The 25,593-nt window shown below is 65.6% G+C and carries 25 protein-coding genes; 2 read left to right on the top strand and 23 right to left on the bottom strand.

From position 1 onward, the window contains the following. Nucleotides 1–77 precede the first annotated feature (77 nt). Nucleotides 78–902 carry a 30S ribosomal protein S2 gene (gene rpsB / locus J2728_RS08785; RefSeq protein WP_309998397.1) on the bottom strand — a complete coding sequence of 275 codons (825 nt, stop codon included), beginning with the start codon at nt 900–902 and terminating at the stop codon, nt 78–80. Nucleotides 903–1,250: 348 nt separating this feature from the next. Here rpsB and J2728_RS08780 point away from each other — a divergent pair, with 348 nt between their 5' ends. Beyond that, complete coding sequence (locus J2728_RS08780; RefSeq protein ID WP_309999434.1) at nt 1,251–1,901, top strand: haloacid dehalogenase-like hydrolase; 651 nt, start codon at nt 1,251–1,253, stop codon at nt 1,899–1,901. A gap of 12 nt (nt 1,902–1,913) precedes the next feature. On the opposite strand, the gene J2728_RS08775 is transcribed toward J2728_RS08780, so the two are convergent. The 4 genes from J2728_RS08775 to sidA all read right to left on the bottom strand — a co-directional run bounded on the left by J2728_RS08775 (nt 1,914) and on the right by sidA (nt 6,605). After that, nucleotides 1,914–2,546 carry a class I SAM-dependent methyltransferase gene (locus tag J2728_RS08775; RefSeq protein WP_309998395.1) on the bottom strand — a complete coding sequence of 211 codons (633 nt, stop codon included), beginning with the start codon at nt 2,544–2,546 and terminating at the stop codon, nt 1,914–1,916. An 82-nt stretch (nt 2,547–2,628) separates the two neighbouring features. Beyond that, nucleotides 2,629–2,979, bottom strand: coding sequence for a GFA family protein (locus tag J2728_RS08770; RefSeq protein WP_309998393.1), 351 nt, complete (start codon nt 2,977–2,979; stop codon nt 2,629–2,631). A gap of 81 nt (nt 2,980–3,060) precedes the next feature. Then, nucleotides 3,061–6,492, bottom strand: coding sequence for a DNA polymerase III subunit alpha (gene dnaE, locus J2728_RS08765; protein WP_309998391.1), 3,432 nt, complete (start codon nt 6,490–6,492; stop codon nt 3,061–3,063). A 23-nt stretch (nt 6,493–6,515) separates the two neighbouring features. After that, nucleotides 6,516–6,605 carry a cell division inhibitor SidA gene (gene sidA / locus J2728_RS08760; RefSeq protein ID WP_085954005.1) on the bottom strand — a complete coding sequence of 30 codons (90 nt, stop codon included), beginning with the start codon at nt 6,603–6,605 and terminating at the stop codon, nt 6,516–6,518. Nucleotides 6,606–6,767: 162 nt separating this feature from the next. On the opposite strand from sidA, the gene J2728_RS08755 reads away from it, so the two are divergent. Continuing rightward, nucleotides 6,768–7,724 (top strand): nucleoside hydrolase, encoded by a 957-nt coding sequence (locus J2728_RS08755; protein WP_309998389.1) that lies wholly within the window; start codon nt 6,768–6,770, stop codon nt 7,722–7,724. A 4-nt stretch (nt 7,725–7,728) separates the two neighbouring features. Here the strand turns inward: J2728_RS08755 and J2728_RS08750 are convergent, their stop codons facing one another. The 18 genes from J2728_RS08750 to nuoG all read right to left on the bottom strand — a co-directional run bounded on the left by J2728_RS08750 (nt 7,729) and on the right by nuoG (nt 25,590). Continuing rightward, nucleotides 7,729–8,433: an ABC transporter ATP-binding protein gene (locus J2728_RS08750; protein WP_309998387.1), complete on the bottom strand. Its 705-nt coding sequence runs from the start codon at nt 8,431–8,433 to the stop codon at nt 7,729–7,731. Continuing rightward, the gene (locus J2728_RS08745) at nt 8,426–9,706 is read right to left on the bottom strand and encodes a lipoprotein-releasing ABC transporter permease subunit (RefSeq protein ID WP_309998386.1); all 1,281 of its coding nucleotides are present in this window, start codon (nt 9,704–9,706) and stop codon (nt 8,426–8,428) included. The genes J2728_RS08750 and J2728_RS08745 overlap by 8 nt, the downstream gene beginning before the upstream one ends. Next, nucleotides 9,706–11,037, bottom strand: a complete 1,332-nt coding sequence (gene proS, locus J2728_RS08740; RefSeq protein ID WP_309998384.1) for a proline--tRNA ligase — start codon at nt 11,035–11,037, stop codon at nt 9,706–9,708. Before proS ends, J2728_RS08745 begins: the two co-directional genes overlap by 1 nt. 436 nt (nt 11,038–11,473) lie before the next feature. Further along, on the bottom strand, nt 11,474–11,734 hold the full coding sequence (locus J2728_RS08735; protein WP_309998382.1) for a DUF1467 family protein: 261 nt from the start codon (nt 11,732–11,734) through the stop codon (nt 11,474–11,476). Beyond that, complete coding sequence (gene mce, locus J2728_RS08730; RefSeq protein WP_309998381.1) at nt 11,734–12,153, bottom strand: methylmalonyl-CoA epimerase; 420 nt, start codon at nt 12,151–12,153, stop codon at nt 11,734–11,736. The genes J2728_RS08735 and mce overlap by 1 nt, the downstream gene beginning before the upstream one ends. A 107-nt stretch (nt 12,154–12,260) precedes the next feature. Further along, nucleotides 12,261–13,940 (bottom strand): ribonuclease J, encoded by a 1,680-nt coding sequence (locus J2728_RS08725; protein WP_309998380.1) that lies wholly within the window; start codon nt 13,938–13,940, stop codon nt 12,261–12,263. Then, nucleotides 13,940–14,725, bottom strand: a complete 786-nt coding sequence (locus tag J2728_RS08720) for a type III pantothenate kinase (RefSeq protein ID WP_309998378.1) — start codon at nt 14,723–14,725, stop codon at nt 13,940–13,942. The genes J2728_RS08725 and J2728_RS08720 overlap by 1 nt, the downstream gene beginning before the upstream one ends. Beyond that, nucleotides 14,722–15,477: a biotin--[acetyl-CoA-carboxylase] ligase gene (locus tag J2728_RS08715; RefSeq protein ID WP_309998375.1), complete on the bottom strand. Its 756-nt coding sequence runs from the start codon at nt 15,475–15,477 to the stop codon at nt 14,722–14,724. The genes J2728_RS08720 and J2728_RS08715 overlap by 4 nt, the downstream gene beginning before the upstream one ends. A gap of 1 nt (nt 15,478) precedes the next feature. Further along, the gene (gene nuoN / locus J2728_RS08710) at nt 15,479–16,924 is read right to left on the bottom strand and encodes an NADH-quinone oxidoreductase subunit NuoN (RefSeq protein ID WP_309998374.1); all 1,446 of its coding nucleotides are present in this window, start codon (nt 16,922–16,924) and stop codon (nt 15,479–15,481) included. A 7-nt stretch (nt 16,925–16,931) separates the two neighbouring features. Then, nucleotides 16,932–18,434 carry an NADH-quinone oxidoreductase subunit M gene (locus J2728_RS08705; RefSeq protein WP_309998373.1) on the bottom strand — a complete coding sequence of 501 codons (1,503 nt, stop codon included), beginning with the start codon at nt 18,432–18,434 and terminating at the stop codon, nt 16,932–16,934. Further along, nucleotides 18,431–20,485, bottom strand: a complete 2,055-nt coding sequence (gene nuoL, locus J2728_RS08700; RefSeq protein WP_309998371.1) for an NADH-quinone oxidoreductase subunit L — start codon at nt 20,483–20,485, stop codon at nt 18,431–18,433. Before nuoL ends, J2728_RS08705 begins: the two co-directional genes overlap by 4 nt. An 8-nt stretch (nt 20,486–20,493) precedes the next feature. Continuing rightward, complete coding sequence (gene nuoK, locus J2728_RS08695; RefSeq protein WP_013079344.1) at nt 20,494–20,799, bottom strand: NADH-quinone oxidoreductase subunit NuoK; 306 nt, start codon at nt 20,797–20,799, stop codon at nt 20,494–20,496. Beyond that, on the bottom strand, nt 20,796–21,413 hold the full coding sequence (locus tag J2728_RS08690) for an NADH-quinone oxidoreductase subunit J (RefSeq protein ID WP_309998369.1): 618 nt from the start codon (nt 21,411–21,413) through the stop codon (nt 20,796–20,798). The genes nuoK and J2728_RS08690 overlap by 4 nt, the downstream gene beginning before the upstream one ends. An 83-nt stretch (nt 21,414–21,496) precedes the next feature. Then, complete coding sequence (gene nuoI / locus J2728_RS08685; RefSeq protein WP_013079346.1) at nt 21,497–21,988, bottom strand: NADH-quinone oxidoreductase subunit NuoI; 492 nt, start codon at nt 21,986–21,988, stop codon at nt 21,497–21,499. A gap of 10 nt (nt 21,989–21,998) precedes the next feature. Next, nucleotides 21,999–22,223 (bottom strand): hypothetical protein, encoded by a 225-nt coding sequence (locus J2728_RS08680; protein WP_309998368.1) that lies wholly within the window; start codon nt 22,221–22,223, stop codon nt 21,999–22,001. Further along, the gene (locus J2728_RS08675) at nt 22,220–22,459 is read right to left on the bottom strand and encodes a hypothetical protein (RefSeq protein ID WP_309998366.1); all 240 of its coding nucleotides are present in this window, start codon (nt 22,457–22,459) and stop codon (nt 22,220–22,222) included. The genes J2728_RS08680 and J2728_RS08675 overlap by 4 nt, the downstream gene beginning before the upstream one ends. After that, the gene (nuoH, locus tag J2728_RS08670; protein WP_106907175.1) at nt 22,459–23,526 is read right to left on the bottom strand and encodes an NADH-quinone oxidoreductase subunit NuoH; all 1,068 of its coding nucleotides are present in this window, start codon (nt 23,524–23,526) and stop codon (nt 22,459–22,461) included. The genes J2728_RS08675 and nuoH overlap by 1 nt, the downstream gene beginning before the upstream one ends. Next, nucleotides 23,527–25,590 (bottom strand): NADH-quinone oxidoreductase subunit NuoG, encoded by a 2,064-nt coding sequence (gene nuoG / locus J2728_RS08665; protein ID WP_309998364.1) that lies wholly within the window; start codon nt 25,588–25,590, stop codon nt 23,527–23,529. Nucleotides 25,591–25,593 lie beyond the last annotated feature (3 nt).

Raw genomic sequence — 25,593 nt, 5'->3', positions numbered from 1 at the left:
TTAGCGACCGAGCTTGTTAGCTCGGTCGCATGTCAGGGTCGCGACGGTCCCCGCGCGGAGCGGGGACGCGTTGGAAATCAGCCTTCGGCCGATTCCGGAGCCGCTTCGGCGGCCGGAGCGGCTTCGACGGCCGGAGCTTCCGGCGCCAGTTCGCGGGCCAGGGCCGGTTCAACCGGAGCGACCGAAGCGCCCAGGTCCACGCCAGCGGCGGCTTGACCGGCGGCCAGGCCGTCCAGGACGGCGTCGGCGATCAGGTCGCAGTACAGCTGCAGGGCGCGAGCGGCGTCGTCGTTACCCGGGATCGGATAGGTGATGCCGTCCGGGTCGCAGTTGGTGTCGAGGATGGCGACGACCGGGATGTTCAGCTTGCGGGCTTCGAGGATCGCGATCGCTTCCTTGTTGGTGTCGATCACGAACATGATGTCGGGGATGCCGCCCATGTCCTTGATGCCGCCCAGCGACAGTTCAAGCTTGTCGCGCTCGCGGGTCAGCTGCAGCAGTTCCTTCTTGGAACGGCCTTGGGCTTCGCCAGCCAGGACGCCTTCCAGCTCGCGCAGACGAGCGATCGAGCCCGAGACGGTGCGCCAGTTGGTCAGGGTGCCGCCGAGCCAGCGGTGGTTCACATAGTACTGGGCGCAGCGCTTGGCGGCCGTGGCGACCGGGTCGCTGGCCTGGCGCTTGGTGCCGACGAACAGCACGCGGCCGCCGGCGGCGGCGACTTCACGGACCTTCACCAGGGCTTGGTGCAGCAGCGGGATCGTCTGCGACAGGTCGATGATGTGGATGTTCGAGCGCGAACCGAAGATGTAGCGGTCCATCTTCGGGTTCCAGCGGTGCGTCTGGTGACCGAAGTGAGCGCCGGCTTCCAGGAGCTGACGCATGGAGAATTCGGGAAGAGCCATCGGGCCTTAATCCTTTTTCCGGTTGAACCTCCGTGGACACCCCCGTTCCAGACGATTCTGGAGCGGGACCGGAACGGCGACGCCGGGATGTCTCCCCGATGCGGCCGAACGTCCACGTGTGGAATGGCCGCGCAGATAGTCGCTGCTGAACGAAAAAGCAAGCCCGCTCATCGCCTCGGCGCCGGTGAAAGATGATCGCTCGGGGCTTGAAGCGCCCCCCTCGGTGATCTCGTCTCATGGAGAAGAGCCCCTTGACGCGCGCTCCTCCACCAAAAAGGCGGTCGGGCTTCGCGAAACCTCCACGGAACCGTGGCCCACTCACGAAGACGAGGCAGGATAGGAATGACGATGCTCGCGGTCTTCGACCTGGACGGCACGCTGCTGAACGGAGATTCCACGGCGCTATGGCTGTGGGAACGCGCCAAACGTTCGCCCGTGCGTCTTCTGGCGACGCTCGCGGTCGCGCCCATCGCCGGCCCCATGGTCGCCCTGCCCCATACGAGACGAGTTGGCGCCTCGATCCTGCTATGGATCGCCACCGCCGGCCTATCGGAGCAACAGCTGCTGGCGTCCTGCGACACCTTCGCCCGAGCGTTCGTCGAAAAGCGCTGCAAACTGGCCTGGAGGTCCCAGGCCTTGGCCGCTTTGGACACCCATGTCGAGGCCGGCGACCAGGTCGTGGTCGTCACCGCCGCGCCAACCTGCCTGGCCGAGGCGCTGCTGCGCACCTTGGATCGCCACGTGGACGTGCTCGGCACCTCGCTCAAGCCCGGCCTTGGCGGTTGGATCGCCAACATCCATTGCCGCAACCAGCGCAAGTGCCAAGCTCTGGCCGAGGCCGGTCACGGAGCCCGCTGGGCCTACGCCTATACCGACAGCCTCGACGATCTGCCGATCCTGCGCGCCGCCGACAAGCCCGTCATCGTCAAAGGCGGCAAGGCGGCCGAGCGACGGCTGTTCCGGGCGGGGCTGCTGAATGGCCGGGCGGCGGCGTGGTGATGTCAGCGCTCTTCAGGTTGATCTGCGCACCGTGATCGTGATCCAGGGCCTCGAGCCGCCCTCGTAGTCGCCACCGACATGGCTCTCGACAGAGAGGAACTCCCAATCCGCGCCGGAGCGATAGGCGGCTGCCAGCGCCTCCGCGGAGAAATAGTTGAAGTAACGTCCGAGCCCGTCTCGCCCCTCCGCCTCGCCAGCCTTATAGCTGGCGGCGTGAATCCCCCCTGGTTTCAAGGCCCGGTGGATGCGCGCCACCACGCTGGGAAACGCTAGACGGGGCACGTGGAGCAAGCTGGCGTTCGCCCAGACACCATCATAGGTCTGCGTGCAATCCAGTTCATCGAAGCGCATCACCCGCACCGGCCGCCCAAGCCTTGCCTCGGCCTGCCTCGCCATGGAGGCGACCCCGTCCGTGGGATCCACATCGAAACCTAGCGTCAGCATGGCTTGGCTATCCCGCCCGTCCCCGCATCCCAGTTCAAGGATGCGCGCACCCGGACAAAGGCGCTTCAGGAATGCGTCCAGACGCTGGCTTGGCCCATCGCGCGCGCTATAGGCATACACTCTCGCCCGGTCGGCGTAGAATCCGAGCGTCGCGGGATCATGGGCAACGGCTTCGAAAGCACTGTTCACGGGCACCTTCATGATCCCTTCCATGCCTCCGCCAGAAAAGCGCAACCCGCGCGCTTCGCCCCCGCCGCGACGTCAGCCAACCGCAGCGCCGAGGCTAGAACGACTTTCCATCGACCTCTTGCGGTTTCAGGCTAAAGACATCGACGTCGTCCAGGCAGCGCACGTTCACCGCGATCATCTCCCGACCATCCGGCGCAACGCCCCTGCCAAACGATTGGACTCCACAGGTCTCGCAGAAGAGATGCGAGATTTTGTCGGTGTTGAACTTGAACTCGGTCAGGGCGTCCTCGCCCTGGTCCAGGGAGAACGCCCCGGCGCTGACGAAGGTCAAGATCGAGCCCAGCCTGCCGCATCGCGAGCAGTTGCAACTGATCAATCCCTCCAGCTCGACGTCGGCCGAGAACCGAACTCGCCCACACTGACAACCACCCTCATGACGCGCCATGTCGATCTCCGCCAACCATCGCCAAGGTCATCGCGAGCGGATCAGCCGCCACCGTGACACCCAGGATATAGGAATATTTTCCTAAACATCCTCCAGAAGCGCCACCCCGGGCGCGGTCTTCAGCGCTCCCCGCAGCGCCGCGTCGAGGCTATAGCGACCCGGAAGCCTCAGCTCGATCTCGCGCCCGCCGCTGATCGCGGCGACGAAGGTCACCTCGCCGCCCTTCTGGCTCTGGGCCGGCTCAAGGCGCCGTTTAAGCGCATCGATCTCGGCGGCCGAGGGCGACAGGTGCACGCGAAGACCGGCCACCACGTTCTCGATGGCCTTCTCGATCGGCTCCGCGTCGTCGCCAAAGAAACGAACCTCGCCGTCCCGAGCCTTGGCGCGCACCTTGATAGCAACGGCCTTGCCGGGCTCCAGCACGTCGCGGCACTTACGCAGGGATTCCGGCGGGAACAGCACCTCGTACTCGCCGGTCGGATCCGATAGCGAGACGAAGGCGAACTTCTCGCCACTTTGCGAGGCGCGCTCCTGGCGGCGACGGACCACGCCGCACATCCGGAAGGCTTCCATGCCGGCTTCGGCCTGAACCATGGCCTCGGCCAGCATGGCCGTGCGCCGCCGGCGGAGCATGCCGACCATGTCCTCCAGCGGATGGCCGGTCAGATAGAAACCGACGGCCGACAGCTCCTCGTCCAGCAGGTCGACCTGGTTCCAGTTCTCGGTCTTGGCCAGACGCGGACGGCCGGCGCCGGAGTCCGAACCAAACAGACCGCCCTGCCCGCCCTGGCGGTCGGCGTGGCAGCTCTGAGCGTGGGCGATCAGCACATCGGCCGAAGCCACGATCTGGGCGCGGTTTTTATGGAACGAGTCGAAGGCCCCGGCCCGCGCCAGGTTTTCGATGGCCCGCTTGTTGACCTGGCGCGGATCGATCCGCTCGACAAAGTCGAACAGGTCGCGGAACGGGCCGCCCTCTTCGCGCACGGCCACCAGATGCTTCATCGCGTCGAGGCCAACATTGCGGATGGCGCCCAGGGCGTAGAGCACCTCCCCGTTCTCGACCTCGAAGTCGGCGCCAGAGCGGTTCACGTCCGGGGCGCGCACCGTGATCCCGAAGCGCCGCGCGTCCTGGTGGAAGACGGCCAGCTTGTCGGTGTTCGACAAATCCAGGCTCATCGACGCGGCGAAGAACTCGACCGGCGTGTTCGCCTTCAACCAAGCGGTCTGGTACGAGATGAAGGCGTAGGCGGCGGCGTGCGACTTGTTGAAGCCGTAGCCGGCGAACTTGGCCACCAGTTCGAAGATCGAGCCCGACTGCTCCTCGGGAACGTTCTTTTCCTTGGCGCCGGAGACGAAACGGATCTTCTGGAGATCCATCTCCTCCTTTTTCTTCTTACCCATGGCGCGCCGCAGAAGGTCGGCTTCGCCCAGGCTGTAGCCCGCCAGGATCTGGGCGATCTGCATCACCTGTTCCTGGTAGACGATGACGCCGTAGGTCTCCTTCAGCACCCCTTCCAGCGACGGGTGCAGGGTGTCGACGGGTTTACGGCCGAACTTGCAGTCGACGAAGGTGTCGATGTTGTCCATTGGGCCCGGTCGATACAGCGAGATCAGCGCCGTGATCTCCTCGATCGAGCCGCAGCGCATCTTGCGCAGGGTGTCGCGCATGCCCTGGCTTTCGAGCTGGAACACGCCGACCGTCTGGCCGGAGGCGAGCAGCTCGTAGGTCTTTGTGTCGTCGAAGGGCAGCTTGCCCAGATCGATCTCGAAGCCGCGCTTCTTCAGGTGCTTGACCGCCCGGTCCAGCACCGTCAGCGTTTTAAGGCCGAGGAAGTCGAACTTCACCAGACCGGCGCTCTCGACCCACTTCATGTTGAATTGGGTGGCGGGCAGATCCGAGCGCGGATCCTTGTAGAGCGGCGTCAGTTGCGTCAGCGGCCGGTCGCCGATCACCACGCCGGCGGCGTGGGTCGAGGCATTACGGAACAAGCCTTCCAGCTGAAGGGCGACGTTCAGGCAGTTGGCGACGTTGGCGTCCTCGTCCCGCGCCTGTCGCAGCCGCGGTTCGATGTCGATCGCCTGGGCGAGCGTGACCGGCGCGGCCGGGTTGTTCGGCACCATCTTGCAGAGACGGTCGACCAGGCCCAGCGGCAACTGCATCACCCGGCCGACGTCGCGCAGCACGGCCCGGGCCTGCAGCGAGCCAAAGGTGATGATCTGGGCCACGCGATCGCGGCCGTACTTCTCCTGCACATAGGAGATCACCTCTTCGCGTCGCTCCTGGCAGAAGTCGACGTCGAAGTCGGGCATGGAAACCCGCTCGGGATTGAGGAAGCGCTCGAACAGCAGACCAAAGCGCAGCGGATCCAGATCGGTGATGGTCAGCACCCAGGCGACCAGAGAGCCGGCCCCCGAGCCCCGCCCAGGTCCCACCGGGATGCCGTGCGCCTTACCCCACTTGATGAAGTCCGACACGATCAGGAAGTAGCCCGGGAAGCCCATCTTCTCGATAATGTCGAGTTCGAACTCCAGGCGCTTCCAGTAGTCCTCCTCGGGCGCCGACAGCGTCAGCCCCTCGAGGCGCGCCTTCAGGCCCTCGCGCGCCTGGTGGCGGAGTTCCTCGGCCTCGTTGCGGCCATCGCCGGTCGGGAAGCTGGGCAGGATCGGCGCGCGCTTGTGCACCATGAAGGCGCAGCGGCGGGCGATATCGAGGGTGTTGTCGCAAGCTTCCGGCAGGTCGGCGAACAGCTTGCGCATGTCGGCCGGCGGCTTGAACCAATGTTCGGACGTGACCCGACGGCGCTCGTCCTGGCCCACGAAGGCGCCGTCGGCGATGCAAAGCAGCGCGTCGTGCGCCTCGTAGAACTGCGGCTTGGCGAAATAGACGTCGTTGGTGGCGACCAGCGGCACGTCGTTCTCATAGGCCCAGTTGACCAGGCCAGGCTCGGCGGCCGCCTGCTTGGGCAGACCATGACGCTGGAGCTCGACATAGAATCGATCGCCGAAGACGCGATGCATCTCAGCCAGGGCGGCCGACGCCTCGGCGCTCTTGCCAGCGGCGAATAACGCATCCACGGGACCATCCGTCCCGCCCGACAGAAGAATCAAGCCGTCGCTATACTCGGCCACCTTGGCCCAAGGCACGACCGGTTCGGGCAACTCCGCGCTATCGAGATAGGCGATCGACGAGAGTTCGGAGAGATTGAGATAGCCCTGCTCGTTTTGGGCCAGCAGCATCACAGTGGGCGCCCGGGCCCAGCGCTCCGTCGGGCCACCACCAATACCGACCACTGGAAGCGCGCAGCCGATGATCGGCTGGACCCCCGCGTCCTTGGCGTAGGACGAATATTCCAGCGCCCCGAACAGATTGGCCCGATCCGCGAGACCCGCCGCGGGCATACCCGCCGCCGCCGCCAGCTTGCCGATCTGATCGGCCTTGATCGCGCCCTCGAGCAGCGAATAGGCCGAGCGGACCCGTAGGTGGACGAAACCGTCTGCCTCCCCGTCCGCCATGACCAACCCTCCGCCTACACGACTCAGGCCACCAGTTGGGCGACCGAGCACATCATCCAGACGAAGCCGACGACGGAAACAAGGGCCAAAGACTCACGCGCCACACGGATCATCGGAACCTCCACAGATTTCTTGTTTTGTTCCATATTCCGGTTTTGTTCTGTTCACAAGATGTTCCGCGCGATTTCGCGCTTTTTCATCGACCGATCGATGAACGAAGCTCGGGACGCGCCTAGCCCCTGGCCAATTTCGGCGGATCGCGCCACACCCTCGCCATGCGCCTAATCATCGACACCGACACCGCTGGCGACGACGTGTTCTCGCTAATGCTCGCCCTGACCCGCCCTGGCGTGGAGGTCGAGGCTGTCACCATCGCTCACGGCAATGTCGGCTTCATCCAGCACGCCGAGAACGCGTTGGTAACGCTGGAGCGCTGCGGCAAGGCCGGCGTGCCGGTCTATCTGGGCGCAGAGCGCCCGTTCACGCGCGCGCCGCTCGACGCGGCCTATGTCTTCGGCCACGACGGCATGAGCGACAGCCATTTCCCAAAGGCCGCCCAGCGTCCGACCGAGGGGCACGCGGTCGATGAACTGGTTCGGCGGATCATGGCCGCGCCCGGCGAGATCACGCTGATCGCCCAGGCGCCGCTGACCAATATCGCCCTGGCCTACCTGCGCGAGCCTCGGATCGCCAAGGCGCTGAAGCACCTCTGGATCATGGGGGGCACGGACAATGGCGTCGGGAACGTCACGCCGGCCGCCGAGTACAATTTCTATGTCGATCCAGAGGCGGCCAAGATCGTCGTCAACGCCGGCTTCGCCATGTCGATCGTCACCTGGACCGAGACGCTGCGCGACGGCCTGTTCACCAGCGCGCAACTCGCGGAGCTCGAGGCGCTTGGCACGCCGAAGGCCAGGTTCTTCACCGACGTGAACCGGGCCTCGCTCGCCTTCGCCCGCGAAACGGAAGGCCTCGACGGCAGCCTGCATCCCGACGCGCTGACCTGCGCCGTCGCCCTGGACGAAGGCCTGATCCTTGAGAGCGAGCACTGCGTCGTCGACGTGGAGACCTTGGGCGAGCTGACGCGGGGCTATCTTAGCGTCTCTCACTCGATCCTGCCCGACATCGAGGTCGCTGATCCGGCGCTGAAACGCCGCCCGCCGAACGCGCGGGTCATCAAACGCATCGACCAGGCGGGCTTCTTCGCCGCGATGAAGCAGGCGCTGCTTTAGACCGTCAGGAGAAGGTGCGCGCCTCGAGGTGCCCGTCCTTCAGCGCCAGGACGCGGTCCATGTAACGAGCAAGTTCCATGTTGTGCGTGGCGATCAGGGCGGCGACGCCTTCCTGGCGCGCGACCTCATAGAGCGACTGGAACACGGCCTCCGACGTCGCCGGATCGAGATTGCCCGTCGGCTCATCCGCCAGCAGCAGCTTCGGACGATTAGCCAACGCGCGGGCGATCGCCACGCGCTGCTGCTCGCCGCCCGACATCTGAGCCGGCTGGTGGTCAAGGCGATGACCCAGGCCCAGTCCCTCGAGAAGCTCCTTCGCGCGCGCCTCGGCCTCACGCTGGCTCTTGCCGGCGATCGACAGGGGCATGGCCACGTTCTCTAGCGCCGTGAATTCGGGCAGCAGGTGATGGAATTGGTAGACGAAGCCGACCGTGCCGAGGCGGATGCGCGTGCGGACGCGCTCCGAGAGCTTGGAGCAGTCGCGCCCTTCCAGGGTCACCGAACCGGCGTCGGGATGCTCTAGTAAGCCAGCCGAGTGAAGCAACGACGACTTGCCCGAGCCCGAAGGGCCGATCAGACCGACCACCTCGCCTGGATAGACGTCGATGTCGACGCCGCGCAGCACCGGCAGCGGGCCGGCCTCGGTCTTGTAGACACGCTCGACCCCGCGAAGGGACAAAATGGGCGAGGTCTGTGTCGGATTACTCATAGCGAAGCGCCTCCACCGGATCGAGACGCGAGGCGCGCCAGGCGGGCGGCAGGGTCGCCAGCAGGCTCATCAGGGCCGAAGCCGTGACGATGCCCGCGACCTCGACCCAGTCGATCTTCGCCGGGATGTGCGAGAGCATATAGACGTCGGCGCTGAACACGGCGGTGCCGGTCGCCCACTCGACGAAGTTCTGGATCGGCGTGATGTAGGTGCAGAACAGCGCTCCGAGCGCCAGACCGCTCAAGGTGCCCGCCACGCCGATCGACGCGCCGGCCATCAGGAAGATGCGCAGGATCGCCCCCTGCCCCGCGCCCATGGTGCGCAGGATGGCGATGTCCTTGCCCTTGTTCTTCACCAGCATGACGAGGCTGGAGATGATGTTCAGCGTCGCGATGGCCACGATGCAGAACAGGATCAGCCGCATCACCTTCCGCTCGACCTGGAGGGCGTTGAAGTAGCTCTGGTTCTTCTCGACCCAGTCGGTGACCAGGGCGCCCGGGCCGCTGGCCACCTCGACCGCGCGCTTGTAGTCCGTGGCCTTGTCCGGGTCGTCGACCTTGATCTCGACATAGTCGATCGAGGTGTCGCGACCGAAGAACAGTTGGGCCTGCTCCAGCGGCATATAGACGAAGGCCTCGTCGAACTGGCTCATGCCGACGCTGAAGACCCCGCCGACGATGTAGTTCTTCTCGCGGGTCGAGCTGCCGAACGCCGTGGCCGGGCCCGACGGCGAGATCAGGGTGATGGCGTCGCCCGGGCGCACGCCCAGGGTTTGAGCCATGCGATCGCCGATCAGGACGGTGTCACCGCCATACTCGCCCTGGCCGAAACCGGCCAGCGAGCCCTGCTTGATGTTGCCCGCGATCAGCGACATGTGCCGCAGGTCCGAGGTGGTCACGCCGCGGACGATCGCGCCGCTCACTTGCGTCGGACCGATGACCATGGCCTGGGCCTCGACCATCGGCGCGGCCTGGATCACGCCCGGCGCGGCCTTGATCCGGCGAATGATCGTGTCGCGGTCGGGGCCGTTGATCAGAGGCGATTGGGCGTAGAGATGCCCATTGAAGCCCAGAATCCGGCCGAGCAGCTCGGCCCGGAAGCCGTTCATCACGCTCATCACGGTGATGAGGGCGAAGACCGCCAACATCACCGCGCAGAACGAGATGATCGAGATCAGCGCCACGCCGCCGTTCTTGCGCTTGGCGAACAGATACCGGCGAGCGACCGAACGCTCCCAGCGGCTGAAGGGACCGGCGGCGCGGGCGTCTGGCATCAGGCGGTCTTGCTCTTGGTCAGGCCGTCGAGGACGGAATCCAGCGAGGCGGTGTGACGCTCGCCGGTCTTGCGGTTCTTGATCTCGACGACGCCGTCGGCGATGCCCTTGGGGCCGACGATCAGCTGCCAGGGCAGGCCGATCAGGTCCATGGTGGCGAACTTGGCGCCGCCGCGGGCGTCGGTGTCGTCATACAGCACGTCACGGCCGGCGGCCTTGAGCGCGTTGTAGGCGGTCTCGCAGGCCGCGTCGCAAGCCGCGTCGCCCTGGCGCATGTTGACGATGCCGACATCGAACGGCGCGACGCTTTCCGGCCAGATGATGCCGCCCTCGTCGTGGCTGGCCTCGATGATCGCGCCCAGCAGGCGCGAGACGCCGACGCCGTAGCTGCCCATCTGCACCGGGACCTGCTGACCATCGGGTCCCTGGACCGTGGCCTTCATGGGCTCGGAGTACTTCGTGCCGAACGAGAAGATGTGGCCAACCTCGATGCCACGCGCCGACAGGCGGTCGCCTTCGGGCAGGGCGTTGAAAGCCGCTTCGTCGTGCATTTCCTCGGTCGCGGCGTACAGCGCCGTGCGCTGATTTACGAGCGGTTGCAGGTCGCCGTTGATCCAGTCGAGATCCGGACCAGGGGCCGGCATCTCCACGAGGTCCTTATGGCAGAAGACGGCGCTTTCGCCGGTCTCGGCGAGGACGATGAACTCGTGGCTGAGATCCCCACCGATCGGACCAGTGTCGGCCCGCATCGGCACGGCCTTCAGGCCCATCCGCGCGAACAGGTTCAGATAGGCCACGAACATGCGGTTGTAAGACTTGCGCGCGCCGTCGGCGTCGAGGTCGAAGCTGTAGGCGTCCTTCATGAAGAACTCGCGGCCGCGCATCACGCCAAAGCGCGGACGGCGCTCGTCCCGGAACTTCCACTGAATGTTGTAGAGGTTCTTAGGCAGGTCCTTGTAGCTCTTGACCGAGGCGCGGAAGATGTCGGTGACGACTTCCTCGGCCGTGGGGCCAAACAGCAGCTCGCGCTTGTGACGGTCGGTGATGCGCAGCATCTCGTCGCCGTAGTCGTCGTAGCGGCCGCTTTCGCGCCACAGGTCGGCCAACTGAATCGTCGGCATCAGCAGCTCGATGGCGCCGGCGCGATCCATTTCCTCACGGACGATCTGCTCGATCTTGTTCAGGACCCGCAAGCCCAGTGGCAGCCAGGCGTAGATGCCCGCCGCCTCCTGGCGGATCATGCCTGCGCGGAGCATCAGCTGGTGCGAAACGATCTGGGCGTCGGACGGCGCTTCCTTCAGCACCGGCAGGAAATAGCGCGATAAGCGCATCAGCTTGGAAACTCCGGGAATTCAAGAGGGGGTTGAGATACCCCCTCCCCCGACAGCTTGGCAACGCGGTAGAGCCTGTCCGGTTCAGATCTTTGATCTGAACCGGATCAACAGGCTCGTCCCTCCAAGCATGGAAGCGCGACTATCCCAGAAACCGGCTTCCACTTTCTACGGTCGCGCTTCTGGCCAAAGTAAGGCTCCGGCGAGGCAAAAAGAGAGGCCGCGCGGATCGCCGCGCGGCCTTTCGAGTCATCGTCGGGGAAGACGCCACAGAGCGAGACCGGCTAGGCCGATCTCCTGAAGCCACCCTACCGCCCGAACATCTGTTGGGGCACAGCCATCCATGGGAAGCGCTCACAATGAGCCCATTCGCCCAAGGCTTGAGCGTTTGACGGCAAATTGCTCGCCGCTCGCCCAAGGCTTGTGCAACCGCACGTCAAGCGGCGGCCGGCAGGTCCGGAAGCGTCACCAGCTTGAAATGCACCACCAGGAAGAAAAGCGTGAAGACAACCGCCGAAACCCAGGTGGTGGTGATGAACTTGCGCTTGAGGTTCGGATTGATCGGCGCCCCAGGGTCGACTCCCGGCGGCGGCGCGACGCCTGCCTCATGGAAGCTGCGCGAGCCCAGCGGCAAGACGGCGAACAGCACGGTCCACCAGATGGTCAGATAGACGGCGAACCAGGTGATCGGGCTCATCAGTGATGCGCTTCCTTAGGCGTTTCCATGAGCTCGACCAGCAGGCCGCCCATGTCCTTGGGATGAACGAAGATAATCAGCGTGCCATGGGCGCCGATGCGAGGCTCGCCCAGCACCGTCGCGCCCTTTGCGACCAGGGCGTCACGGGCTTCGTAGATGTTCTCGACCTCGAAGCAGATGTGATGCTGACCGCCCTTGGGATTCTTGGCCAGAAACCCATGGATCGGAGACTTTTCGCCATAGGGCTCGATCAGCTCGATCTGGCTGTTGGGCAGGTTGACGAAGCACACCCATACCCCCTGCTCCGGCATCGCCCACTTCTCGGTGACCGACGTGGCGCCGAGCAGCTCGCGATACATCTTCAGCGACTCGTCGATGGAGGGGGTCGCGACGCCCACGTGGTTGAGCTTGCCGATCATCCTAGAGAACTCCCGCTGCTTTTCTGGTTGTTGGCGAATGGCCTAGCACCAGTGTTGCAGCGCGAAAAGAGCGCGCCGCCGCGGCGTTTTCGCGGCGGCGCGTCTCGTCAGATCCGCAGGACCGTCGTCTCGACGACGGGCTTTCGCTCCCAAATGCGGAAGGCCGCCTTTTTCACGGCTCGAGAGATCGCGCTTTCGATCGTCTCGTCAACCTCGCGAGCGTCGCCGTCGAGGCGCTTGTAGGCGGTCTCGGCCTCTTCGGCGAGATCGTCCAACGCGTCGTCCAGCGAGTATTCCTCGTCGCCCGTCAGGCCGATGCCGCGAACCTGCGGCCCCGAGACGATCTTGTTGCGGCCGTCCAGGACAACCGACACCGCCAGCATCCCATTGAACGCCGCGTGACGCCGCTCGCGCAGGGCCTCGCCGTTCTCGGGGGTGACCACGCCGCCATCGACATAGAGACGCCCGGCGGGCACCTCGTCGATGATCTCGGCCCTGCCGGGGGCCAGTCGAACCATGTCGCCGTTGCGCGGGCTGACGGCTTGCGGGACCTGCAGGTCCTTGGCGAAGGCCGCGTGCTCGATCAGATGGCGACGTTCGCCATGGGTCGGGACGGCGATCTCCGGACGCACCCACTGGTACATCTGACGCAGTTCCTCGCGGCACGGGTGACCCGAGACGTGGATGCCGGGCGTATCGCGCTCGGTGTGCAGGCGCACGCCCCGGTCGGCCAGCTTGTTTTGCAGGTTGCGGATCGGGATCTCGTTACCCGGAATGACCCGCGAGCTGAAGATCACATGGTCGCCCGCGCCCAGCTTGACGTGCGGGTGGCTGCCGTCGGCGATACGCGACAGGGCCGCGCGCGCCTCGCCCTGGCTGCCGGTGCAGAGGAACAGGATCTGGTCCTCGGGCAGGTGCTTGGCCTGGTCGTCGTTGATGAAAGGCTCGATACCCTCCAGCAGACCGACCGAGCGCGCGGCGGCCGCCATGCGGTGCATGGAGCGCCCAGCCAGGCAGACCTTGCGGCCGCAGGCCTGGGCCGCGCGGATCACCGTGTCCATGCGCGCCACGTTCGAGGCGAAGCAGGCGACGGCGATCTTGCCCTTCAGGCTCTTGATCAAGGTACCGAGGGCCTCTCGAACATCGGCCTCGGAGCCCGCCGTGCCTTCGACGAAGACGTTGGTACTGTCGCAGACCATGGCCAGCACGCCTTCGTCGCCGAGGCGGCGCAGCGCGGCGTCATCGGTGGGCGCGCCCAGCTGGGGCTCGGGATCGATCTTCCAGTCGCCGGTGTGCAGGATCGTCCCAAGCGGCGTCTTGATCGCCAGGCCGTTCGGCTCCGGGATCGAGTGCGTCAGGGTGATCAGCTCCAGCGAGAACGGACCAAGCTCGAACGTCCCGCCCAGCGGGATCTCGGTGATCGGCACCTCATCCAGCAGGCTCGCGTCACGCAGCTTTTCGCGCAGCAGGAAGGCCGTGAACGGCGTGGCGAACACGGGCGCCTTCAGGCGCGGCCACAACCAGTGCACGGCGCCCAGATGGTCTTCGTGGGCGTGGGTCAGGACAATGCCGAGGATGTCGTCGGCATACGGCTCGATGAACTCGGGATCGGGAAGGATGATCTCGACGCCCGGCGTCGTCTGGTCGCCGAACGTCACGCCCAGGTCGACCACGATCCATTTGCGATCGTGCGCCGGCCCGAAGCCATACAGGTTGAAGTTCATGCCGATCTCGTTCGACCCGCCAAGCGGCAGGAAGACGAGTTCGTCGTCTTTGGATTTTTTCATCAGGTCTCGGAAATGGTGTTTCGGCGGTAGATTTCTAGGAGGCCCCGGATCGTCAGATCGGGGTCGAAGTGGTCGATGCTGTCGGTGGCGCCCTCGAACAGAGAGGCGACGCCGCCGGTGGCGATAACGGTCATGGGTTCGCCGCGCTCGGCCTTGATGCGCGAGACGAGGCCCTCGATCAGGGAAATATAGCCCCAGAAGACACCGGATTGCATGGCGGACACGGTGTCCGTCCCCACGATCCTGTTACCGGCCGGGCGCTGGATGGCGATCCGAGGCAGCTTCGCCGCCGCTTCGTGCAGCGCCTGCATCGAAAGATTGATGCCGGGCGAGATGATCCCGCCCTCGAAGGCGCCATCGGCGGCCACGATATCGAAAGTCGTCGCCGTGCCGCTGTCGATCACGACCAGCGGTCCGGGATAGATCATGGCGGCGCCAATCGCGTTGACCAGGCGGTCCGCGCCGGCTTCGGAGGGCTTTTCGATGCGGACGTCGATGCCGAGCTTGGCGTTCTCGCCGATCACCAGCGGCTCGACGTTGAAATAGCGGCGCGACAGGTTGCGCAGGTTGAAGATCGACTGCGGCACCACGCTGGAGATGATCACCGCGTCGATGGCCCGGAAGCCCAGGCCCTGCATGGACAGCAGCTGCGACAGCCACACGACGTATTCGTCGGCGGTGCGAGTGCTCTCGGTCGCCGAGCGCCACTGCGCCACCCACGACTGGCCATCGTGAATGGCGAACATGGTGTTGGTGTTGCCCTGTTCAATCGCGAGCAGCATCAAGCGCCTCCGAAAAACACGTCGCCGGCCGTGATCCGGCGCAGGTGGCCGTCGGGAAGACGGAGCCTCAGCGCGCCGTCGGCGTCCAGTCCCTCGGCGATCCCTTCGACCGTCTCGTTGCCCAGGCGCGCGATGCAAGACTCGCCCAGACCGTGCGCGCGGGCTGTCCAGGCGTCGGCGATGGCTGGAAAGCCCAGCGTGTTCCAGACGCCGAACCAGCGAGCGAACGTTTCGGCCAGCACCTCGATCGCCTCGGTCGGGGCCGGCGGCGGGGCCTGGCTATAGGTGGCGATGGATGTCGCGGGGCGCTCGGAGTCGATCGGCTTGCGCTTGAGGTTCACGCCAATCCCCACGGCGAGCCAAAGCCCGCCGAGCGGCGATGCGCCGGACTCGATCAAGATGCCGCTGACCTTCAGCCCGCCCAGCAAGGGATCGTTCGGCCACTTCAGGCTGACAAGGGACGCCGGCGCATACTTCGCCACCATGTCGGCGACGGCCAGGGCGGCGACGAATGAGACCTGGGCGGCCTCCCCCGGCGGCTTGTCGGTGCGGAAGAGCAGCGTGGCGGCGAGGTTGCCCTCGCCGGTTTCCCAGGGACGGCCGCGACGGCCGCGCCCAGCGGTCTGGCGCAGACCGACCAGCCAAACCGGGCCGGCCTCGCCCGCCTCGGCCCGACGACGGGCCTCGGCGTTGGTGGAGTCGATCTCGCCCAGAACGACGATGGGGGGGACGACGACGGGCGCGGAGCCCGTCACGTCACGCGTGACCAAAGGCGGCCGCGGCGGCCTTGGCGGCGGGGTCCAGCCACACCAGGGCCACCAGCACGATCGGGAACGAGAAGATCGCGGCGGCGTAGCCGACGGCGCGGGCCGACGGCGACGGCGCGTCGACGGCGCCCGCCGGAGCGTCGAACCACATCGATTTGATCAGGCGCAGGTAATAGAACGCCGCGACGACCGAGCCGACCAGACCGAGCACGGCGGCCCACTGCATCATCACGTCGCCCGTGCCCAGGGCGGCCTTGAAGACGTAGTACTTCGACCAGAAGCCCGAGAACGGCGGCAGGCCCAGGGCCGACAGCGAGAACGCGGTCATGGCGATGGCGACGCCGGGGCGTTCCTTGATCAGGCCCGCCATGTCCTCGATCGTCTCCATGGGCTTGCCGTCGCGGTTCAAAGCCTGAAGACAAGCAAAGAAGCCGGTGACGTCGACCATGTAGAGGACCATGAAGACCAGCATGGACTGAAGGCCGATCTCGCCGCCGGTCGCGACGCCCAGCAGGGCGTAACCGACGTTGGCGATCGAGGAATAGGCCCACAGGCGCTTGAGGTTGGTCTGGGCCAGGCCCGCGAAGGCGCCGACGAACACCGACAGCAAGGCCGCGATCACCAGGATCTGGCGCCACTGCTCGACCGCGCCCGGGAAGGCGTCGCCCAGCACGCGGGCGAACATCATCATCGCGGCCAGCTTCGGCGCGGCGGCGAAGAAGCCGACGACCGGGGTCGGAGCGCCTTCGTAGACGTCCGGCGTCCACATGTGGAACGGCGCGGCCGAGACCTTGAACGCCAGGCCGCAGATCAGGAACACGAGGCCAAACAGCAGGCCGACGCCATGCGAACCGCCATGAGCGGCGGCCAGGGCGATCTGGCTAAAGTGGGTCGAGCCGGTGAAGCCGTAGATCAGCGAGCTGCCATACAGCAGCAGGCCCGACGACAGCGCGCCCAGCACGAAGTACTTCAGGCCCGCTTCCGACGACTTGGCGTCGTCGCGGCGCATGGCGGCCAGGACGTACAGGGCCAGCGATTGCAGTTCTACGCCGACATAGAGGCTGATCAGGTCGCCGGCCGAGGCGGTGACGCCCATGCCGACGGCGGCCAGGATCACCAGGACGGCGAACTCGAACTTCTGGTCGCCGCGCTGGGCCAGCCAGCGGTCGCCGAGCACGACGGCCACGGCGCTCGACAGATAGATCGCGACCTTGGCGTAGGTCGCCGCGGCGTCGGCCGCGTAGACGCCGCCAAAGGCGTGGCCGTGGGGGCCGAGGACCGCCGTGGCGGCGGCCGCCACCAGCGCGGCCACGGCCGCGAGGGTGAAGATCGCGCCGACCTTGCCCCGGAAGGCGCCGGCGACCAGCAGGACGAGCGCCGCGATCGCGAGAACGATCTCAGGCAGCACGAGCGAGAAGTTGGCGAAAAACGTCATAGGCCCCTCACCCGCCCAGGGCGGCGCGCCAGGCGCCGACCAACGCGTCGACGGAAGACGCGGTCAGGTTGAACACAAGATTGGGATAGATGCCCAGCACCAGGGTCATGATGATGAGCGGCACGAACAGCAGGATCTCGCGAGCGTCCAGATCCTTGATGGTCTTCAGCTCGGGATTGGTGATCTCGCCATACATGACCCGACGATACAGCGTCAGAGCGTACATGGCCGACAGGATCACGCCGGTGGCCGCGACGATCGCGGTCCAGGTCGACGCCTGGTAGACGCCGGTCATGGTCAGGATCTCGCCAACGAAGCCAGAGGTGCCCGGCAGGCCGACATTGCCCATCGTGAACAGCAGGAACACAAAGGCGTAGTGCGGCATCCGGTTGGTCAGGCCGCCGTAGAAGGCGATCTCGCGGGTGTGCATGCGGTCGTAGACGACGCCAACGCAGAGGAAGAGCGCGCCGGAGATCACCCCGTGGCTCAGCATCTGGAACAGGGCGCCCTGCTCGCCGGCGGCGTTCCCCGAGAAGATGCCCATGGTCACGAAGCCCATGTGGGCGATCGACGAATAGGCGATCAGCTTCTTGATGTCGGTCTGACGGAAGGCGACCAGCGAGGTGTAGACGATGGCGATGGCCGACATCGCGAACACCAGCGGCTGGAACATTTCCGAGGCGTTGGGGAACATCGGCAGGCTGAAGCGCATGAAGCCGTAGCCGCCCATCTTCAGCAGGATGCCCGCCAGGATGACCGAGCCGGCCGTCGGCGCTTCCACGTGCGCGTCGGGCAGCCAGGTGTGCACCGGCCACATCGGCATCTTCACCGCGAACGAGGCGAAGAAGGCCAGCCACAGCCAGGTCTGGAGCCACGGCGCGAACTTGTAGTGCATCAGTTCGGGGATCGACGAGGTGCCCGAGATGCTGATCATCGCCAGGATGGCGGCCAGCATCAGCACCGAGCCGAGCAGCGTGTAGAGGAAGAACTTGTAGGCCGCGTAGACGCGACGCTTGCCGCCCCAGATGCCGATGATCAGGAACATCGGGACCAGGCCGAACTCGAAGAACAGGTAGAACAGCACCAGGTCCAGCGCGGCGAACACACCGATGACCAGGGTCTCGAGGACCAGGAAGGCGATCAGGTACTCGACGACGCGCTTCTCGACCGACTTCCAGCTGGCGATGATGCAGATCGGCAGCAGGAACGCGGTCAAGAGGACGAACAGCACCGAGATGCCGTCGACACCCATGCGGTAGTGCAGACCCGCGAACCAGGCGAAGTCTTCCACGAACTGGAAGCCCGGGTTCTTCGGATCGAACTGGACGGTCAGGATGATCGACAGACCGAACGTGACCAGGGTGGTCACGAGCGCGATCCACTTGGCCAGGGCGTCGGTCTTTTCACTCGCGCCATTCAGGGCGCGCGCGGCGAGGATCACCGCGACGCCGACGATGGGCGCGAAGGTCGTAAGGCTGAGAAGGCCGCTCATTAGCTCCGTCCCCCTCAACGGAAGGCGTACAGGGCGAAGGTCAGCAGACCGGCGACGCCGAGCAGCATGACAAACGCGTAGTGGTAGAGATAGCCGGTCTGCAGCTTGCCGGTGCGCTTGCCGACCTCATACGAGACCGCGCTGACGCCATCCGGGCCGAGGCCGTCGATGATCTTCTGGTCGCCGCCCTTCCAGAACAGGTCGCCGAGGAACTTGGCCGCGCGCACGAAGGTGGCTTGGTACAGCTCGTCGAAGAACCACTTGTTGTAGAAGAAGACGTACAGCGGGCCCTTGCGCTCGGCCAGCTTGAGGCCCAGGCGCTCATTGCCCTTGATCAGGTAGACGTAGACCGCGATCAGCAGACCGATCAGCGAAGCGATCAGCGGGCTCCACTTCACCCACTCGGCCACTTCGTGCGCGTGATGCAGCACTTGGTTGCTCGGAGCCGTGAAGATCGCGCCGCGCCAGAACTCTTCCTGGTGGTGGCCGACGAAGTAGCCATTGAACACGAAGCCAGCGGCGACGGCGCCGATCGACAGCACGACCAGCGGGAACAGCATCACCCAGGGGCTCTCGTGCGGCTTGTGGTCGTGACCGTGGCCGTGATCGTCGTGGGCGTGCGCATGGTCATCATGGCCATGAGCGTCGTGACCGTGCGCGTCGTGAGCGTGGTGGTCGTCATCACCCCAACGCGCCTTGCCGTTGAACGTGAAGAAGGCCAGGCGCCACGAGTAGAACGAGGTCAGGCCCGCCACCAGCACCCCGATCACCCAGGCGAACATGGCGATCGAATTGTGGCCACCGGCGGCGAACGCCGCTTCGATGATGGTGTCCTTCGAGTAGAAGCCGGCGAAGCCCAGGTGCAGCGGCGGGAAACCGAGGCCCGTGATGGCAATGGTGCCGATCGTCATGGCGATGAAGGTCACCGGCAGCAGCTTGGCCAGGGCGCCGTAGCGACGCATGTCCTGCTCGTGGTGCATGCCGTGGATCACCGAGCCGGCGCCCAGGAACAACAGCGCCTTGAAGAAGGCGTGCGTGAACAGGTGGAACATGGCCGCCTGATAGGCGCCGACGCCGGCCGCGAAGAACATGTAGCCCAGCTGCGAACAGGTCGAGTAGGCGATCACGCGCTTGATGTCGTTCTGGGTCAGGCCGACCGTGGCGGCGAACAGAGCTGTCACCGCGCCGATGACCGTGACGATGTTCTTGGCGACGGGCGCGTATTCGAACATCGGCGACAGCAGGCACAGCATGTAGACGCCGGCGGTCACCATGGTGGCCGCGTGGATCAGGGCCGAGACCGGGGTCGGGCCTTCCATGGCGTCCGGCAGCCAGGTGTGCAGGAAGAACTGCGCCGACTTGCCCATCGCGCCGATAAACAGCAGGAAGCAGGCGATATCCATCAGCGGCCAGACGTGGCCGGCGAATTCCCAGGTCTTGCCGGCATGGCTGGCGATCATCGGGAACAGCTCGGCGAACTGGATCGTGCCGAACGCCCAGTAGGTCGTCATGATGCCTAGGGCGAAGCCGAAATCGCCGACGCGGTTGACGACGAAGGCCTTGATGGCTGCGGCGCTGGCCGACGGCTTCTTGAACCAGAAGCCGATCAGCAAGTACGAGGCCAGGCCCACGCCTTCCCAGCCGAAGAACAGCTGCATGAAGTCGGCGGCGGTGACCAGCGACAGCATGGCGAAGGTGAACAGCGACAGATACGCGAAGAAGCGCGGCTTGCTGTCGTCCTCGGCCATGTAGCCCCAGGAATAGATGTGCACGAGGGCCGAGACCGTCGTGACCACGATCAGCATGGTCGCCGACAGGGCGTCGATGCGGATCGACCAGTTGGCCTGGAAGTCGCCGATGTGGATGAACGGCAGCAGGTTGACCGTGAAGGCCTCCATGTGCCCCCAGGTCCACTGGCTGAACGTGTACCAGGACAGCGCGCAGGACAGGATCAACGCGCCGGTGGTGACCGACTGCGAAGCCACGTCGCCGATGCGGCGGCCGAACAGGCCGGCGATGGCCGCGGCGATGATCGGCGCGAAAACGAGAATGGTGACAAGCGTCTGCATGACGTCGCTTAGCCCTTCATCATGCTGGCGTCGTCAACCGCGATATCGCCGCGGTTGCGGAAGAAGGTGACGAGGATCGCCAGACCCACGGCCGCCTCGGCGGCGGCCACGGTCAGCACGAACATCGCGAAGATCTGGCCCGCCACGTCGTGCAGATAGGCCGAGAACGCCACGAGATTGATGTTCACCGCCAGCAGGATCAGCTCGATCGACATCAGGATGACGATGATGTTCTTGCGGTTTACGAAGATGCCGAAGACGCCGATCGTGAAAAGGATCGCGGCGACGACGAGATAGTGCGGAAGGCCGATCATTCGGAGATCCCTTCACCCGGCTTGATCTGAACCAGCTCCATGCCGGTCTTGGGGGTGCGGGCGACCTGCTTGCCGATGTCCTGGCGCTTGACGCCCGGCTTGTGGCGCAGGGTCAGGACGATGGCGCCGATCATGGCGACCAGCAGCACCAGGCCCGCCAGTTGGAAGAAGAAGATGTAGTCGGTGTAGAGCACGCGACCGATCGCTTCGGTGTTCGGGACGCCGCCGGGCGAGGCGTTCGGCAGGCCGTTCTTGGCGGCCGCGCCGTTGGTGGCCACCGTCGCGGCGACGAAGATCATCTCCAGCGTCAGGACCCCGCCGACCAGCCCGCCGATCGGCAGGTACTGGGCGAAGCCCTGTCGGAGCTCGGCGAAGTCCACGTCCAGCATCATGACGACGAACAGGAACAGCACCGCGACCGCGCCCACATAGACGACGATCAGCAGCATCGCGAGGAACTCCGCGCCCAGCAGGACGAAGAGGCCGGCGGCCGAGAAGAAGGCGGTGATCAGGAAGAGCACCGAGTGCACCGGGTTTCGAGCCGACACGACGAGAAGACCCGCCGCGATGGTCACGAAAGCCAGCAGATAGAAAGCGATCGCCTGCAAGGCCATTGGCCCAGGTGCTCCCCTGAAAACTTAAAGTCCAATGACGGCTCGCCGGTCGACGCGCCGCCTCCTAGGATTCGGCCCCGTCTTTAGCGGTAGGGCGCGTCCAACTCCAGATTCTTCGCGATCAGGCGCTCCCAACGGTCGCCGTTATCGAGAAGACGTTCCTTGTCGTAGTAGAGCTCTTCGCGGGTCTCGGTCGCGAACTCGATGTTCGGGCCTTCCACGATGGCGTCGACCGGGCAGGCCTCCTGGCACAGGCCGCAGTAGATGCACTTGACCATGTCGATGTCGTAGCGGGTCGTCCGGCGGCTGCCGTCCTCGCGCGGTTCGGCCTCGATCGTGATGGCCTGGGCTGGGCAAACCGCTTCGCACAGCTTGCAGGCGATGCAGCGCTCTTCGCCCGACGGATAGCGACGCAGGGCGTGCTCGCCGCGGAAGCGGGGCGACTGCGGGTTGCGCTCGTTCGGATAGATCACGGTCTTCTTCGGCGCGACCATGTACTTCATGGCCAGGCCGAAGGCGCCCGCGAAGTCCAGAAGGGCAGCGCCCTTGACCGCCTGAGTGATGCGCTGGAACACCAGAGCTCTCCTAACACTTTTCCTTGGGGAAGGGACGGACGTCCCTGCCCTGCTCTTTCTGCTGCCGCCTCACGGTCTGCTCGAGGACACACTTCTTGGTCTTGGCGTCTTCCTTGCGACGCGCCTCGACCTTGTCCTCAAGCGTCCGCTGCTGCGGTCGCGGAATATTCGGCCCCCAGGTCGCACAGCCGGCCAGAAGGCCGACCATCGCGATCCCAAGGAGACCCCGCGTCATTTCCCGGCCCGGGGAATGACGCAGGTGTAGTTCGACAACTGGGCCGGATCACCGCCGTCCTGTTTGGACTGGATGATCCCGCCGTCGGCCTTGCACTTGTCGCCCGCGCGCCGCAGGTCGTCGTAGCTGACGACCCCGTCGCCCAGGGAATACGAGCGGTCCGGCGCCGAGACGGCCTGGCAGGCCGCCAAGGTCAGGCCGCTCAGGCCCAGGGCGATCAGCGCGCTCCGGCGCATCAGGCGCCCGGACCGAACACGCGCCAGGCGGCGACCGCGGCGACCAGCACCAGCGACGTCGGCAGGAAGACCTTCCAGCCCAGACGCATCAGTTGGTCGTAGCGGTAGCGAGGCACGATGGCCTTCGCCATGGCGAACATGAAGAACCAGAAGACGATCTTGGCGTAGAACACCAAGGCCAGCAGCAGGTTGACCAGGAACGGCGGCCAGCCGGCGGTGAAGCCGATCGGGAAGCCCGGGTTCCAGCCGCCGAAGAACAGCACGCTGATCATGGCGCACATCAGAACGATGTTCGAATACTCGGCCACCATGAACAGCAGGTACGGGGTCGAGCTGTACTCGACCTGATAACCGGCCACGAGTTCGGATTCGGCTTCGGGAAGGTCGAACGGCGGACGGTTCGTCTCGGCGAGACCCGAGATGTAGAACATGCCCATGGCCACGACCATCACCGGCAGCAGGATGATGTTTTGCAAGCCCGCGCCGCCGAAGACGTTCCAGTTCCAGAACCAGCCCGACTGCTTCTCGACGATGGTCGACAGGTTCATCGAACCGGCCAGCAGGATCACCGTGATGATGATCAGGCCGATCGAAACTTCGTACGAGACCATCTGGGCCGCCGAGCGCAGCGCGCCCAGGAACGGGTACTTCGAGTTCGAAGCCCAGCCGCCCATGATGATGCCGTAGACGCCCAGCGAGCTCATCGCCAGCAGGTAGAGGATGCCGACGTTCAGGTTCGAGACAACCCAGCCCGGCGCGAACGGCACCACGGCCCAACCGACGAAGCCCAGGATCAGGCTGATCAGCGGCGCCAGGATGAAGACGACCTTATCGGCGCCGGCCGGGATCACGATCTCCTTCAGCACGAACTTGAAGAAGTCGGCGAAGGACTGCAGCAGGCCGAAGGGACCCACGACGTTGGGGCCTTTGCGCATCTGGACGCCGGCCCAGATCTTGCGGTCGGCCAGCAGCAGGAAGGCCAGGCTCAGAAGAACCCAGATGACGACCAGCAGAATGCCGCCGGTCGTCAGGCCAAACCAGAGAAGCGGATTGGTCGAGTCCACGATTTACTCCGCGGCGATCTTGGCGGCGCCGGAAGCCACGGCCGCGCATTCGGCCATGGTCACGCTGGCGCGCGCGATGGGGTTGGTCAGGTGGAAGGCCTTGATCGGGCTCTCGAACGGCGCGTCCGAGGCCTCGCCGGCGCCGCCCAGGGCCCCGACATCGAACGACGTGGCGACCGAGCCCGGCGCGTAGTCGATCTGGCCGAAGGTCGGATGGTCGGCGAACAGCTTGGCGCGCAGTTGGTCCAGGCTGTCATAGGGCAGCTTGTGGCCGAGGACTTCGGACAGCGCCCGCAGGATCGACCAGTCTTCCTTGGCCTCGCCCTTCGGGAACACCGCGCGCTTGCCCATCTGAACGCGACCTTCGAGGTTCACGTAGAGACCGTTCTTCTCGGTGTAGGCCGCGCCCGGCAGGATCACGTCCGCCTTGTGCGCGCCGGCGTCGCCGTGCGTGCCGAGATAGATCTTGAAAGCGCCCGTGGCGGCGGTCTCGCACTCGTCGGCGCCCAGCAGGAAGAGGACGTCCAGCGCACCCGGCTTCAGCATGTCGGTGGTCGACAGACCGCCCTCGGCCGGGACGAAGCCCATGTCGAGGCCGGCGACACGCGCGGCGGCGGTGTGCAGGACGTTCCAGCCGTTCCAGCCGTCACGGACGACCTTCATCGTCTTGGCGAGGCCGGCGGCGGCCTTGAGGATCGCCGCGCCATCGGCTCGGGCCAGAGCGCCCTGGCCGATGATGATGGCGGGACGCTCGGCGGCCTTGAGGGCCGCGACGAAATCGCTCTTGCTCTTGGCCAGGCCCGACAGCGTCTGGGCGCCAGCGCCCAGATAGTCGTAGCCGAAGGTCAGGTCGGCCTGTTCGCCGATCACGCCGAAGCGGGTCTTGCCGGCGATCCACTGCTTGCGGAAGCGGGCGTTCAGCACCGGCGCCTCGAGACGAGGATTGGCGCCGACGAACAGCACCACGTCGGCGTTCTCGATGCCGGCGATCGTCGAGTTGAACAGCCAGCTCTCGCGCGGGCCTTGGCCCAGGGCCGTACCGTCCTGGCGGCTGTCGAGGTTCTTCACGCCCAGGGCGGTGAAGAGGTCCTTGGTCGCCTTCAGGCTTTCAGCGTCCTGCAGGTCGCCGGCGATCACGCCGATGCGCTCGGGCTTGGCCGCCTTGATCTTGCCGGCGACGACCGCGAAGGCCTCGGCCCAGGTGGCCGGCTTCAGCTTGCCGTCGACGCCGCGAACATACGGACGATCCAGTCGCTGGCGTTGCAGGCCGTCGACCGCGTAGCGGGTCTTATCCGAGATCCACTCTTCGTTGACGTCGTCATTGACGCGCGGCAGCACGCGCAGAACGGCGTTGGCGCGAGCATCGACGCGAATGGATGAGCCGAGGGCGTCCATCACATCGACGCTTTCGGTCTTCTTCAGCTCCCAGGGACGGGCCTCGAACGCGTAGGGCTTCGAGGTCAGGGCGCCGACCGGGCAGAGGTCGATCACGTTGGCGCTGAGCTCCGACGTCACCGCCGCGCCCAGATAGGTCGTGATTTCAACGTCTTCGCCGCGCGAGATCAGACCGATTTCCGGCGAGCCGGCGACCTCGGTGATGAAGCGGACGCAGCGCGTGCACTGGATGCAGCGCGTCATCACGGTCTTGATCAGCGGGCCCATGGCCTTTTCTTCGACCGCGCGCTTGTTCTCTTCGTAGCGGCTGTCGTCGCGGCCATAGCCCATGGCCTGGTCCTGCAGGTCGCACTCGCCGCCCTGGTCGCAGATCGGGCAATCCAGCGGGTGGTTGATGAGCAGGAACTCCATCACCCCTTCGCGGGCCTTCTTGACCATCGGAGTCTTGGTGAAGATCTCCTGGCCCTCGGCGGCCGGCAGGGCGCACGACGCCTGCGGCTTCGGCGGACCAGGCTTCACCTCGACGAGGCACATCCGGCAGTTGCCGGCGATGGACAGGCGTTCGTGGTAGCAGAAGCGCGGGATCTCCTCGCCGGCTAGTTCTGCGACCTGCAGAACCGTCATGCCGGGTTCGAACTCGACTTCGACGCCGTTGACCTTGGCGATTGCCATTCT

The sequence above is a fragment of the Caulobacter segnis genome (assembly GCF_031454995.1).
GTDB lineage: Bacteria > Pseudomonadota > Alphaproteobacteria > Caulobacterales > Caulobacteraceae > Caulobacter > Caulobacter segnis_E.
Note: the sequence above shows the minus strand (reverse complement) of the source record. Positions and strands in the feature narration are given on the sequence as shown.

Bases quoted from the DNA above. Each gene is read 5' to 3' on its own strand.
- nuoK (WP_013079344.1), bottom strand. From the start codon at position 20,799: ATGATCGGCCTTCCGCACTATCTCGTCGTCGCCGCGATCCTTTTCACG.
- dnaE (WP_309998391.1), bottom strand. From the start codon at position 6,492: ATGGCGGACGGGGAGGCAGACGGTTTCGTCCACCTACGGGTCCGCTCG.
- nuoL (WP_309998371.1), bottom strand. From the start codon at position 20,485: ATGCAGACGCTTGTCACCATTCTCGTTTTCGCGCCGATCATCGCCGCG.
- J2728_RS08775 (WP_309998395.1), bottom strand. From the start codon at position 2,546: ATGAAGGTGCCCGTGAACAGTGCTTTCGAAGCCGTTGCCCATGATCCC.
- J2728_RS08690 (WP_309998369.1), bottom strand. From the start codon at position 21,413: ATGGCCTTGCAGGCGATCGCTTTCTATCTGCTGGCTTTCGTGACCATC.
- J2728_RS08750 (WP_309998387.1), bottom strand. From the start codon at position 8,433: ATGAGTAATCCGACACAGACCTCGCCCATTTTGTCCCTTCGCGGGGTC.
- rpsB (WP_309998397.1), bottom strand. From the start codon at position 902: ATGGCTCTTCCCGAATTCTCCATGCGTCAGCTCCTGGAAGCCGGCGCT.
- nuoN (WP_309998374.1), bottom strand. From the start codon at position 16,924: ATGACGTTTTTCGCCAACTTCTCGCTCGTGCTGCCTGAGATCGTTCTC.
- nuoG (WP_309998364.1), bottom strand. From the start codon at position 25,590: ATGGCAATCGCCAAGGTCAACGGCGTCGAAGTCGAGTTCGAACCCGGC.
- J2728_RS08680 (WP_309998368.1), bottom strand. From the start codon at position 22,223: ATGACGCGGGGTCTCCTTGGGATCGCGATGGTCGGCCTTCTGGCCGGC.
- J2728_RS08770 (WP_309998393.1), bottom strand. From the start codon at position 2,979: ATGGCGCGTCATGAGGGTGGTTGTCAGTGTGGGCGAGTTCGGTTCTCG.
- J2728_RS08735 (WP_309998382.1), bottom strand. From the start codon at position 11,734: ATGAGCCCGATCACCTGGTTCGCCGTCTATCTGACCATCTGGTGGACC.
- J2728_RS08755 (WP_309998389.1), top strand. From the start codon at position 6,768: ATGCGCCTAATCATCGACACCGACACCGCTGGCGACGACGTGTTCTCG.
- J2728_RS08675 (WP_309998366.1), bottom strand. From the start codon at position 22,459: ATGCGCCGGAGCGCGCTGATCGCCCTGGGCCTGAGCGGCCTGACCTTG.
- mce (WP_309998381.1), bottom strand. From the start codon at position 12,153: ATGATCGGCAAGCTCAACCACGTGGGCGTCGCGACCCCCTCCATCGAC.
- proS (WP_309998384.1), bottom strand. From the start codon at position 11,037: ATGCGCTTATCGCGCTATTTCCTGCCGGTGCTGAAGGAAGCGCCGTCC.
- J2728_RS08725 (WP_309998380.1), bottom strand. From the start codon at position 13,940: ATGAAAAAATCCAAAGACGACGAACTCGTCTTCCTGCCGCTTGGCGGG.
- J2728_RS08745 (WP_309998386.1), bottom strand. From the start codon at position 9,706: ATGCCAGACGCCCGCGCCGCCGGTCCCTTCAGCCGCTGGGAGCGTTCG.
- sidA (WP_085954005.1), bottom strand. From the start codon at position 6,605: ATGATCCGTGTGGCGCGTGAGTCTTTGGCCCTTGTTTCCGTCGTCGGC.
- J2728_RS08780 (WP_309999434.1), top strand. From the start codon at position 1,251: ATGCTCGCGGTCTTCGACCTGGACGGCACGCTGCTGAACGGAGATTCC.